The sequence below is a fragment of the Streptomyces sp. NBC_01296 genome, from assembly GCF_035984415.1.
Taxonomy (GTDB): Bacteria; Actinomycetota; Actinomycetes; order Streptomycetales; family Streptomycetaceae; genus Streptomyces.
In genome coordinates this window covers 5,148,663-5,160,338 of the sequence record NZ_CP130720.1, presented here as the reverse complement: position 1 = coordinate 5,160,338, position 11,676 = coordinate 5,148,663, and the positions used below count along the sequence as shown (strand labels likewise).

Below are 11,676 nucleotides of genomic sequence, written 5' to 3'. Positions count from 1 at the left end.
CCCGGCACACGCACCGAGGGTCCCCGGCGCTGGGGTTCGCACAGGTGCGTTCCCTACGATGACCCGGTGACCAGTACCGCGACGCCGCCGCCCAGCCCCGCGGGGGCTCCGCCCGCCCCTCCGGCGGGGCGCGAAGAACAGCCGTCCACCTGGCTGCGCCGCCTGCGCGGCTTCGGCTACGCGCCGCCCGCCGACGCCCGGCGGCGCCCGGACGTCCGTGCCCGCCTGGTGCCCCCGTACGCCCGGCCCTCCGAGCAGTTGTGGACGGCGCTCGGGATCCCGCCCTCCGCGGTGGACGCCTGGCAGCGCGTACTGGCGTGGGCGGGGCCGGTGCTGGTGGCGCTGGTGGCCGGGGTGCTGCGCTTCGCGCACCTGGGCAGCCCGAAGGCGGTGATATTCGACGAGACGTACTACGCCAAGGACGCCTGGGCCACGATCCGGCAGGGCTACGAGGCGAGTTGGCCCAAGGACATCGACAAGTCGATCCTCGCCAACCCCGACGGGGTCGCCCTCCCGCTGGACCCCGGCTACGTCGTGCACCCGCCGGTCGGCAAGTGGGTCATCGGGCTCGGCGAGTGGATGTTCGGCTTCACGCCGTTCGGCTGGCGGTTCATGACGGCCCTGCTCGGCACCCTGTCGGTGCTGATGCTGTGCCGGATCGGGCGCCGCCTGTTCCGCTCCACCTTCCTGGGCTGCCTGGCCGGCGCGCTGCTCGCGGTGGACGGCCTGCACCTGGTGATGAGCCGCACGGCCCTCCTCGACCTCGTCCTCATGTTCTTCGTCCTGGCCGCTTTCGGGGCGCTGCTCATCGACCGGGACCGGACCCGGGCCAGACTCGCGGACGCGCTCCCGGTGAACGAGGAGGGGCGCACCCTCCCGGACGTCGACGTCGCCGAGACGCTGCGCCTGGGCTGGCGCCCGTACCGGATCCTGGCGGGCGTGTGCCTGGGCCTGGCCTTCGGGACGAAGTGGAACGGCCTGATCGTGCTGGCCTTCTTCGGTGTGCTGACCGTCCTGTGGGACGCGGCCGCGCGCCGCACCGCGGGCGCGGGCGCCCCGTACGCGGCGATGCTGCGCCGCGACGCGCTGGCGGGCTTCCTGTCGACGGTGCCGGTGGCCATCGCGGTGTACCTGGCCTCGTGGACGGGCTGGATCCTGTCCCCCGACAACGGCAAGGGCGGTTACTTCCGCGACTGGGCGGCCAAGAACGACCAGGGCAGTTCACTGTCGTTCCTGCCGGAGTGGCTGCGCAGCCTGTGGCATTACGAGACCGAGGTCTACAAGTTCCACGTCGGCCTGACCTCGGGTCACACGTACGAGTCGAACCCGTGGAGCTGGCTGGTCCTGGGCCGTCCCGTCTCCTATTTCTACGAGTCCCCCGACCCGGGTGCGGACGGCTGCCCGGCGACGGAGGCGGGCAAGTGCGCGCGCGAGGTGCTGGCCCTGGGCACGCCGATGCTGTGGTGGGCGGGCTGCTTCGCGCTGCTGTACGTGCTGTGGCGGTGGTTCTTCCGGCGCGACTGGCGGGCGGGCGCGATCGCGTGCGCGCTGGCCGCGGGCCTGCTGCCCTGGTTCAACTACCAGGAGCGGACCATCTTCTTCTTCTACGCGGTGGTCTTCGTCCCGTACCTGTGCCTGGCGGTCGCGATGATGATCGGCGCCCTGCTGGGCCCGTCGGGCTCGACGGAACGCAGACGCGCGCTGGGCGCGATCGCGGCGGGCGTGCTGGTCCTCCTCATCATCTGGAACTTCATCTATTTCTGGCCGATCTACACGGGCCAGCCGCTCCCGATGGACTCGTGGCGCGGTCGCATGTGGATGGACAGCTGGGTGTAGCGGTCCAGCCTCCGGGGCCCGCCGGCGCGGGGGCACGGCCCGTCACCGCTCGCGGGGGTGGCGGGCCGTGCCCATGCTGGAAGGAGGAGGTGAAGAGTCATGCGCATACGACGACTGCTCGGCCTCGCTCTCGCCACGGCGGCCCTGGCCGGCTCGAGCGCCCTTGGTGCCGCCACGGCCCAGGCGGCGGCGTCCCCGACCATCACGTCCCCGGAGTGCACGGCCCAGGGCGGAACGGTGGTCAACCAGCCCTACGCCGGAACCGTGTGCGTGCTCCCCGACGGAAGCAAGTTGGTGGTCAACTGACCGGCCGCGGTGTTCCGGTCCGGTAACAAGCTGTACGTGGTCCACTCGCACAGCGTAAGGTCCGCACCAGAGGTTCTTTGAACACGTTCAGAGAATTCGGGGATCTGGGGAGGACGTGCGTGAACGGGGCGGCGAAGGGTGCCATCGTCGGCGGGGTGTTCCTCGCGATGGTCGGCGGGGCCGGGTACGGGGTGTACGCGCTGGTCGACGACAGCGGCGGCGACGGCAAGGGCGGCGGTGACACCGTCAAGACCGAGAAGGCCGCCGGACCGGTCACCGACAAGGAGGCCGCACAGACCGCGAAGGCCTTCCTCGCCGCCTGGGCGGCCGGGGACGCCCGCGCGGCCGCGGAGCTGACGAACAACGTGCAGGCCGCGCAGACCGCCGTGGCCGATTACCGGGCGAAGGCCTACGTGTCCAAGGCCGTGATCACTCCGGGGGCGCAGACGGGTACGACCATCCCGTTCAGCGTCGCCGCGGAGATCACGTACGAGGGCGCCGGCAAGCCGCTCGCGTACGAGTCCAAACTGACCGTCGTGCGCGGAGTGACCAGCGGGAAGCCGCTCGTCGACTGGCAGGCCTCGGTGATCCACCCGCAGCTGCAGAAGGACGAGAAGCTGCGCGCGGGCGCCCCCGCGGCTCCGCCGGTCAAGGCCGTGGATCGCAATGGCGAGGAGCTGAGCGCGGAGAAGTACCCCTCGCTGCGGCCGGTCCTCGACCAGCTGCGCCAGACGTACGGCAGCAAGGTGGGGGGCAAGTCCGGGGCCGAGCTGTGGATCGAGCCGGCCGCCCAGGACGCGCCGAAGCGGACCCTGCTGACGCTGGTGGAGGGCGAGCCGAGCACGCTGAAGACGTACCTGGACGCCAAGGTGCAGGCGGCGGCCGAGAAGGCCGTCGCCAAGTACCCGGAGTCCTCGGTGGTCGCCGTCCAGCCGAGCAACGGACACATCCTGGCCGTCGCCAACAACCGCAAGGACGGGTTCAACGCGGCGATGGAGGGACGGCGGGCGCCCGGCTCGACGATGAAGATCGTGACGGCGGCGATGCTGATCGACCGGGGCAAGGCGGCGGCCGACCAGCCCGCGGAATGCACCAAGGACGCCTCCTGGGGCGGCCGCACCTTCCACAACCTGAACAACTTCGAGCTGCCGGGCGCGAACTTCGCGACCAGCTTCGCCAAGTCCTGCAACACCGCCTTCATCAAGCAGATCGACAACGTCGAGGACGACGCGGCGCTGGCGAAGGAGGCCCGGGACGTCTTCGGTCTCGGGCTGAACAACTGGAAGACGGGCATCCGCTCGACCGACGGCCAGGTGCCGGAGGCGACGGGCGCGGAGGCGGCCGCCGAGTACATCGGGCAGGGCCGGATCACCATGAACCCGCTGAACGTCGCCTCCTTCACCGCCACCGCGGTCAGCGGAGCCTTCCACCAGCCGCTGATCGTCTCGACGGAGCTCGACGGGCGGCCCGTCGCGCAGGCCGCGCGGCGGATGAAGCCGTCCGTGCAGCAGCAGCTGGTGCGGATGATGAAGCTGACGGCGACCAGCGGCACGGCCCGGGAGGCGATGAGCTCGGTGGGCGGCTCCGACAAGGGAGCCAAGACCGGCTCGGCGGAGGTCGACGGCGCGGGCAGCCCGGACAGCTGGTTCACGGGCTTCAGCGGGGACGTGGCCGCGGCGGCGATGGTCGAGGCCGGCGGCCACGGCAGCGACGCGGCGGGCCCGATCGTCGCGACGGTCCTGAACGCCTCCTGACGCGCCCCACTCCGGTCCGCCGGCCGGTGCCCGGCCCGCGCCGGCGGCCAGGCCGGTCCGGTCCGGTCCGGCACCGTTGCGGGGGCGGGCAGCGGGCCGCGGACGCCCGGACGGGGTCAGAGTGCGGACTGGACGGCTCTGACCAGGGACTGGGCCCGGGGGTCGGCGGTGACCGACTTGGCGTGGGCGTTCGTCACGTAGCCGAACCCGATCCCCGTCTCCGGATCCGCGAAGCCCAGCGAGCCGCCCCGCCCCGGGTGGCCGAACGACGCCGGGGACATCAGCGGCGAGGCCGGGCTGTGCAGCATGTAGCCCGGGCCGAAGCGCGTGTTGACCACCAGCACCCGGTCCGGCCCGGACGAGAGCTCCGTACCCGCCAGCCGGGCCGTCTGCGGGGTGAACAGCCGCGTGCCGTCCTCCGTGTCGCCCAGCAGGACCGCGTACAGGCCGGCCAGGCCACGTGCCGTGCCGATGCCCGCCGACGCCGGGAGTTCGGCCGCCCGGAACGCCGGGTCGTTCTCGTCGGGCGGCGGCGTGATGGCCGCGAACGCCCGCCGCGTCAGGGACGACGGGTCGGCGTACGCCTCCGAAACGTTTCTCCGGGGGCGCGTCCGAAGACCCCCCGCCGTCTGCGGCGGGTCCACCGGGCCCACCCGGCCGACACGCGCCCTCTCCGCCTCCGGCAGGCCGATCCAGAACTCCAGCCCCCGCGGGCCGGTGACCTCCTGCGCCAGCCACTGCCCCAGCGAAGCCCCGGTCACCCGCAGCACCAGCTCCGACAGCAGCCAGCTGTACGTCTGCGCGTGGTAGCCGTGCGCGGAGCCCGGCTCCCAGAAGGCCTGCTGCTCGGCGACCGCGCGCGCCCCGGAGAGCCCGTCCTCCGCCTCGGCCGGGGTCAGCGGAACATCCAGCGCCGGCACCCCGGCCCGGTGCGCGAGCAGGTCCCGGACCAGCGCCCGCTCCTTGCCGCCCGCCTTGAACTCCGGCCAGTACGCCGCCACGGGCGCATCCAGGTCCAGCAGCCCGCGCTGGTGCAGCAGCAGCGGTACGACGGCGGCCACGCCCTTGGTGGCCGACCGCACCACCTGCGCGGTCCCGGCCGCCCACGCCTCGCCGCCGCCGTCCGCGCCATCGCCGTCACCGCCGTCGACGTCCCCAGGGCCCGCCCACAGGTCCACGACCTTGCGGCCGTCCCGGTACACGGCCACCGCCGCGCCCCGGTCCCCGAGCACCTCGAAATTGCGTACGAAAGCGTCCCGGACGGCCTCGAAGCCCTCCGCCACGGTCCCGTTGACGTCCACGTCCCTGCTCCTCGTTCACCGCGGGTGCCGCTGGTCGGTCCGCCTGAAAGAGTCCAACACGGACCGGATCCGCGTCCTTCCCCGGGGCCGGCAGGGAACGGCGACCGGCTGACCGGCGGACGGAGTCCGACGCAGCGGGCCGAAGCCCGGGAGGCGCCCCGGCGCCGATCAGTGCGAGGGCTGCGTCAAGGAGGGCGTGCGCGGGTCGAACCCGAACGGGAGCTCCAGCCGGTGGGCCCGCATCAGCTGCTCGTCGCACAGCAGGTCCTGCGTGCGCCCGTCGGCCGCGATGACGCCCTCGCTGAGGATCACCGCGCGCGGGCACAGCTCCAGCGCGTACGGCAGGTCGTGGGTCACCATCAGCACCGTCACGTCCAGCGAGCGCAGGATGTCCGCGAGCTCGCGCCGCGACGCCGGGTCCAGGTTGGACGAGGGCTCGTCCAGGACCAGGATCTCCGGCCGCATGGCCAGTACGGTCGCCACCGCGACCCGGCGGCGCTGCCCGAAGGACAGGTGGTGCGGCGGCCGGTCCGCGAAGGCCTCCATGCCGACCTGCTCGAGCGCCTCCCGGACCCGCGTCTCCAGTTCCGCTCCCCGCATCCCGGCGGCCGCCGGCCCGAAGGCCACGTCCTCGCGCACGGTCGGCATGAACAGCTGGTCGTCCGGGTCCTGGAAGACGATGCCGACCCGGCGCCGGATCTCGGCGAGGTTCCGCTTCTCGACCGGCAGCCCGGCCACCGCCACCGTGCCGACCCCGCCGTCGAGGATGCCGTTGAGGTGCAGCACCAGCGTGGTCTTGCCGGCGCCGTTCGGGCCGAGCAGGGCCACCCGCTCGCCCTGTCCGACGGTCAGGTCCACCCCGAAGAGGGCCTGGTGCCCGTCCGGGTAGGCGTACGCGAGGCCGGACACCTCGAGGGAAGGCGCAGGAGTCACAGGCGCAGGAGTCACAGCGGTCACAGGGTCCATCCCATCAGACAGACGGCGAGCGCCGCCGCCGGGAGTACGGCCGCGTACGCCCACTGGGCGCGGGTGGCCACGACTTCGTCGATCACCGGCATCGAGCCGTTGTAGCCGCGGCTGACCATCGCGAGGTGGACCCGCTCACCGCGTTCGTAGGAGCGGATGAACAGGGCTCCGGCGGTCTTGGCCAGCACCCCCCAGTGCCGGATGCCGCGGGCCTCGAACCCGCGCGAGCGCCGGGCGATCGACATCCGGCGCAGCTCGCCGGTGATCACGTCGCCGTACCGGATCATGAAGGAGGCGATCTGCACCAGCAGCGGTGGCAGCTTCAGCCGCTGGAGCCCGAGCAGCAGCGCCCGCAGTTCGGTGGTCGAGGCGAGCAGGACGGACGCGGCGACCCCGAGCGTGCCCTTGGCCAGTACGTTCCAGGCGCCCCACAGGCCCGAGACGCTGAGCGACATGCCGAGCACCTGAACCCGCTCGCCCTGCGCCACGAACGGCATGAGCACGGCGAAGGCCACGAACGGGACCTCGATCAGCAGCCGCCGCAGCAGGAAGCCGGCCGGGATCCGGGCCGCGGCCGCGACCGCCGCGACGAGGACGGCGTACAGCCCGAAGGCCCACACCGCCTCGCGCGGGGTGGAGACGACGACCACGACGAAGGCGAAGGCCGCGGCCAGCTTGCAGTGCGGCGGCAGCGCGTGGACCGGCGAATGCCCGTGCCGGTAGAGCTTGTGGGAGTGGCCCGCGCCCACCTCAGACCGCCGAGGTCGAGGCGGCCGTCAGGTCCTGCGCGCGGCGGCGGCGCACGGTCCAGAAGATCCCGGCGGCGACGGCGACGGTCGCGCCGACGCCGATGACACCGGCGAGACCGCCGGAGAGCCGGGCGTCGCCGACGTCCTTGACGCTGTAGTCGGCGAGCGGGGAGTCGGCGGCGGCGTGCTCCTTCACGTTCTGGTCGATGCCCTTGTCGGCGGCGACCTTCTCGAGGCCGTCGGGGCTGGCGGAGGCGTAGAAGGAGACGAAGCCGGCCAGTACGAGGGCGGCGGCCAGGCCGGTGATCCACACGGGCTTCGTCGACCGGGCGGCCCCGGCCGCGGGCACCGCGGCCGCGGCGGCGGCCGGAGCGTCGACCAGCTCGCCGCCGATGCGCAGCTTCAGCGGCGCGGCCAGCCCGCGCGCGCCGTGCACCAGGTCCGGCCGGACGGCCAGTACGGCGCCCACGGTCGCGGCGGTGATGGCGGCCTCGCCGATGCCGATCAGCACGTGCACGCCGACCATGGCGGTGAGCACCTTGCCGAGCGGCACGTCGGTGGTCCCGCCGAGGGCGTACAGGAGGGTGAACATGACGGCCGCGCCGGGCACCGAGAGCAGTGCTCCGGCGAAGGCGGCGACGGTGACCGAGCGGCGGGTGTCCGGCAGGAGCTTCAGCAGCCCGCGGAACACGGCGTAGGCGACGACCACGGTCACGACGGCCATGTTCATGACGTTGACCCCGAGGGCGGTCAGCCCGCCGTCGGCGAACAGGACGCCCTGCATGAGCAGCACCACGGACACGCACAGCACACCCGTGTAGGGGCCGACGAGGATCGCGGCGAGCGCGCCGCCCAGCAGGTGTCCGCTGGTGCCGGCGGCGACCGGGAAGTTCAGCATCTGCACGGCGAAGATGAACGCGGCGACGAGTCCGGCGAGCGGCGCGGCCTTCTCTCCCCCAGAGCCTTCGGCCTGGGAGGTACCCCCAAGCTCCCGGCGGGCGCCGCGCAGGCTGACGGCCACCGCGCCGGCGGCGGCGACACCTGCGGCGATGGAGACGGGGGCGTCGATGAAGCCGTCGGGCACATGCATGGGGCTGCTCCGCTTCCTGCGGTCTTTGAGCTGGCAAAGTCTTTAACCGCTCAAGAATAGTGCCCAATTGCAAATGCTTGGCAAGAGCGTCCACATCACAAATACAGCCGCGCAGATTCGTGGGAATGTGCGAGGCTGGGGTCAATACGGACTCAAATGTTCCGATTTGAGGAGTCTTGTCGTGTCAGCCACCGCCGAGAATCCCCCCACGGCCTCCGCCGCCACCGCCGTCGCCACAGCCGTCGTCGCCGCCGCCGTCGAGGAGCGCGTCACCGCCCGCGTGATCACCGACGACCCGCTCTACCGGAAGATCCCGGTCGCCCTGCGCTTCGCCCCCGCCGAACCGCTCGCCGTACGGATCGTCTTCCCCGCCGGGCTCTCCCCCGAGGGCACCGACAACGAGTGGGTCTTCCCGCGGGCCCTCCTCGAGGCGGGCCTCCAGGCCCCGACCGGCACCGGCGACGTACGCGTCTGGCCCTGCGGCCGGGTCCAGGCGGTCGTCGAGTTCCACTCCCCCGAGGGCGTCGCGGTGATCCAGTTCGACATCGCCGCGCTGCGCCGCTTCCTGCGCCGTACGAACGCCCCCGTCACCCAGCCGGCCTAACGGGACGAGACGAAACGGGACCGGGCTCGACGCGACCGGACACGAACGGGCCCGGCCCCGCACCTGATGATCAGGTGCGGGGCCGGGCCGACGTGCGCTGCGGGTCAGGCGTTGACCAGCTCGCGGTCCTTGTCCGGGCCCTCCGCCTCCGGGGACCCGTCCGCACCCTCGAGGTGCTTGCGCAGGCTCTCGCCCTCCACGTCGACGTTCGGCAGCAGCCGGTCCAGCCAGCCCGGCAGCCACCAGGCCTTGTGGCCGAGCAGTGCGAGCACCGCCGGGACGATCGTCATGCGGACGATGAAGGCGTCGAAGAGGACGGCGATGGCCAGACCGAAGCCGATCATCTTGATCATCTGCTCGCTGGCGCCGATGAAGCCCGAGAACACCGCGATCATGATGACGGCGGCCGCCACGACCACCCGAGCGCTGTACTGGAAGCCGGTCACCACGGCCTGGCCCGGACGCTCGCCGTGGACGTACGCCTCACGCATCCGGGTGACGAGGAAGACCTCGTAGTCCATGGCCAGGCCGAACACGACGCCCACCATGAAGATCGGCATCATGCTCATGATCGGGCCGGTCTGCTCCACCCCGAAGACCGAGCCGAGCCAGCCCCACTGGAAGACCGCGACGACCGCGCCGAGGGCGGCGACCACCGAGAGCAGGAAGCCGAGGGCCGCCTTCAGCGGAACCAGGACGGAGCGGAAGACCAGCATCAGCAGCAGGAAGGCGAGGCCGACCACGAGCGCCAGGTAGGGCAGCAGCGCGTCGTTCATCTTCTGCGAGAAGTCGATGTTCATCGCGGTCGCGCCGGTGACGAGGACGTCGTCCCCACTGCCGTCGCGGATCGTGTGGACGAGGTTCTCGGTCTCCACGGAGGACGGGCGGTCCTTCGGGATCACCGTGATCACCGAGGCGTCGCCCGCCTCGTTCGGGGCCGGCGGGGTGACCGCGGCCACGCCCTCCAGGCCCTTGATCCGGGCCTCGGTCTCGTCGGCAAGCTTCTTGTCACCGTCGACGACCACCATCAGCGGACCGTTGAAGCCCGGGCCGAAGCCCTCCGACAGCAAGTCGTACGCCTTGCGCTGGGTGGTGGAGACCGGCTGGGCGCCGTCGTCCGGCAGGCCCATCTCCAGCTTGCTCGCCGGGATCGCGATGATGCCGAGGCCGATCACGGCGACGAGCAGCACCATGATCGGGCGACGCAGCACGAAGCGGGCCCAACGAGTACCGCCGTTGGCCTTGGGCTCGGCTCCGGCGGGCTTGCCCTTGCCGAACAGCTTGCTCTTCTTGCCCGCCGGCAGGACCTTCTTGCCCGCGAAGCCCAGGATGGCCGGGACCAGCGTCAGGGCGACGAGGACGGCGATGACCACGGTGCCCGCGGCCGCGAAGCCCATCTTGGTCAGCATCGGGATGTTGACGACGGCCAGGCCCACGAGGGCGATGACCACGGTGAGACCGGCGAAGACGACGGCGGAGCCGGCGGTTCCGGCGGCCCGGCCCGCGGCCTCGTCCCGCTCCCGGCCCTCGGCGAGCTCCACGCGGTAGCGGGAGACGATGAAGAGCGCGTAGTCGATGCCGACCGCGAGGCCGATCATCATCGCGAGGGTGGAGGTGGTGGAGCCGAGGTCCAGCACGTTGGCGAGCGCGGTGATGGAGGAGACGCCGATGCCCACGCCGATCAGCGCGGTCAGCAGCGGCAGCCCGGCCGCGATCAGCGAGCCGAAGGTGATGACCAGCACGATCGCCGCGATCGCGATGCCGACGATCTCGCCGGAGCCCGTCTCGGGGGCCGTCATCAGGGCGTCGCCGCCGATCTCGACGGTGAGCCCGGCGCCCTGGGCCGCGGTGCCGGAGTCCTTGAGCGCGTCGCGCGTCTCGTCCTTCAGCTCCATGCCGCTGACGGTGTACTTGACGCTGACGTACGCGGTGGAGCCGTCCTGGCTCACCGCCTGGGCCTGGTACGGGTCGGTGACCGAGGCGACCTCGGCCTTGCCCGGGCCGTCCTTCAGACCGGAGACGATCTTCTCGACCTCGGTCTTGTACTTCGGGTCGTTGACCGAGGCGCCCGCGGGCGCCTTGACGACGATGCGGGCGGTGGCGCCGTCGGCGGCCATGCCCGGGAACTTCTTGTCCAGCACGTCAAAGGCCTTCTGGGCCTCCGTGCCGGGTATGGAGAACGATCCGGAGGTGGGTGCGGACGCCGTCGCCGCGCCGAAGCCGGCGGCGAACAGCAGTGCCACCCAGACGAGGGCGACGAGGCCGCGGCGCCGGAAGGCGCCCCTGCCGAGTCGGTAGAGGAAGGTAGCCACGGAGGCGGTTCTCCCGTTCAGGTCGTGGGATGGATCCGGGATGGATCAGGGCGTGGAAAGCCGGCCCGACGACGAGAGCGGCGTGTCAGGAGCAGCAGGAAGGAGTGCGGGCGGACTCAGACGCCGAGGGCGGGGAAGACCACGGAGTCGATGAAGTCGGCGAGGAACGCCTGGTCCACCGATCGGTCCTCCATCAGCGGCAACGCGATGAAGGCGCCGATCAGCATGTGCGGCACGAAACGGATTGCGGGGCAGTCCGGGGCGACCTCGCCCCGGTCCACGGCCCGCCGCAGGATCTCGTCGAGGCCGGAGATCTCCGGCTCCATGAGCAGCCTGCGCAATGCCTGGTGGAGTTCGGGACTCGTATGGACGGCGTGGGCGAGCCCCCGCAGGAGCGCGGTGTCCTTCGCCATCTGCGCGTTGTCGGAGTGCTCGACCATGCGGTGGAAGTCGCCGCGCAGCGTGCCCGTGTCGATCTCCCGGAGGGAGGTCGGCTGGGTGCAGCGCAGCGCCCTGGCGACCAGCTCGGGCTTGCTCCCCCACTGGCGGTAGAGGGTGGCCTTGCTGGACTTCGTACGGGCGGCGACCGCATCCATGGTCAGCGCCTCGTAGCCGACCTCGCGGAGGAGGTCGAGGACCGCCTCGTGGAGTTCGGCTTCCCGCTCGGGGGTGATCCGGCTGCGCCGCGACGAGACTTCTTCGGGCATCTCCGGCACCTCCCTTCCGAACGAAACTGTTTCGTACACCGATGACGATAC

At 72.0% G+C, this 11,676-nt stretch carries 10 protein-coding genes; 4 read left to right on the top strand and 6 right to left on the bottom strand.

Annotated elements, in window-relative coordinates:
- Positions 1–66: 66 nt before the first annotated feature.
- The 3 genes from OG299_RS23525 (at position 67) to OG299_RS23515 (ending at position 3,896) form a co-directional block, all read left to right on the top strand.
- A complete protein-coding gene (locus tag OG299_RS23525; protein WP_405702493.1) occupies positions 67–1,836 on the top strand; it encodes a dolichyl-phosphate-mannose--protein mannosyltransferase in 1,770 nt (589 codons plus the stop codon).
- A gap of 99 nt (positions 1,837–1,935) precedes the next feature.
- Complete coding sequence (locus OG299_RS23520; RefSeq protein WP_266628588.1) at positions 1,936–2,142, top strand: hypothetical protein; 207 nt, start codon at positions 1,936–1,938, stop codon at positions 2,140–2,142.
- Between the two features lie 119 nt (positions 2,143–2,261).
- Entirely contained in the window at positions 2,262–3,896 is a 1,635-nt protein-coding gene (locus OG299_RS23515) for a penicillin-binding transpeptidase domain-containing protein (RefSeq protein WP_327362530.1), read from the top strand.
- A gap of 116 nt (positions 3,897–4,012) precedes the next feature.
- Here OG299_RS23515 and OG299_RS23510 read toward each other — a convergent pair whose 3' ends face one another.
- The 4 genes from OG299_RS23510 to OG299_RS23495 all read right to left on the bottom strand — a co-directional run bounded on the left by OG299_RS23510 (position 4,013) and on the right by OG299_RS23495 (position 8,002).
- On the bottom strand, positions 4,013–5,197 hold the full coding sequence (locus OG299_RS23510) for a serine hydrolase domain-containing protein (RefSeq protein ID WP_327362529.1): 1,185 nt from the start codon (positions 5,195–5,197) through the stop codon (positions 4,013–4,015).
- Between the two features lie 168 nt (positions 5,198–5,365).
- The gene (locus OG299_RS23505) at positions 5,366–6,163 is read right to left on the bottom strand and encodes an energy-coupling factor ABC transporter ATP-binding protein (protein WP_266628582.1); all 798 of its coding nucleotides are present in this window, start codon (positions 6,161–6,163) and stop codon (positions 5,366–5,368) included.
- Complete coding sequence (gene cbiQ / locus OG299_RS23500; protein WP_266628580.1) at positions 6,151–6,912, bottom strand: cobalt ECF transporter T component CbiQ; 762 nt, start codon at positions 6,910–6,912, stop codon at positions 6,151–6,153. Before cbiQ ends, OG299_RS23505 begins: the two co-directional genes overlap by 13 nt.
- A 1-nt stretch (position 6,913) precedes the next feature.
- On the bottom strand, positions 6,914–8,002 hold the full coding sequence (locus OG299_RS23495) for an energy-coupling factor ABC transporter permease (protein WP_266628578.1): 1,089 nt from the start codon (positions 8,000–8,002) through the stop codon (positions 6,914–6,916).
- A gap of 181 nt (positions 8,003–8,183) precedes the next feature.
- Here OG299_RS23495 and OG299_RS23490 point away from each other — a divergent pair, with 181 nt between their 5' ends.
- Positions 8,184–8,606, top strand: coding sequence for an SsgA family sporulation/cell division regulator (locus tag OG299_RS23490; protein ID WP_266628576.1), 423 nt, complete (start codon positions 8,184–8,186; stop codon positions 8,604–8,606).
- 104 nt (positions 8,607–8,710) lie between these two features.
- Here the strand turns inward: OG299_RS23490 and OG299_RS23485 are convergent, their stop codons facing one another.
- Complete coding sequence (locus tag OG299_RS23485) at positions 8,711–10,918, bottom strand: MMPL family transporter (protein ID WP_327362528.1); 2,208 nt, start codon at positions 10,916–10,918, stop codon at positions 8,711–8,713.
- A 116-nt stretch (positions 10,919–11,034) separates the two neighbouring features.
- Positions 11,035–11,625: a TetR/AcrR family transcriptional regulator gene (locus OG299_RS23480; RefSeq protein ID WP_266628571.1), complete on the bottom strand. Its 591-nt coding sequence runs from the start codon at positions 11,623–11,625 to the stop codon at positions 11,035–11,037.
- Between the last annotated feature and the right edge of the window lie 51 nt (positions 11,626–11,676).

Bases quoted from the DNA above. Each gene is read 5' to 3' on its own strand.
- OG299_RS23505 (WP_266628582.1), bottom strand. From the start codon at position 6,163: ATGGACCCTGTGACCGCTGTGACTCCTGCGCCTGTGACTCCTGCGCCT.
- OG299_RS23495 (WP_266628578.1), bottom strand. From the start codon at position 8,002: ATGCATGTGCCCGACGGCTTCATCGACGCCCCCGTCTCCATCGCCGCA.
- OG299_RS23480 (WP_266628571.1), bottom strand. From the start codon at position 11,625: ATGCCCGAAGAAGTCTCGTCGCGGCGCAGCCGGATCACCCCCGAGCGG.
- OG299_RS23520 (WP_266628588.1), top strand. From the start codon at position 1,936: ATGCGCATACGACGACTGCTCGGCCTCGCTCTCGCCACGGCGGCCCTG.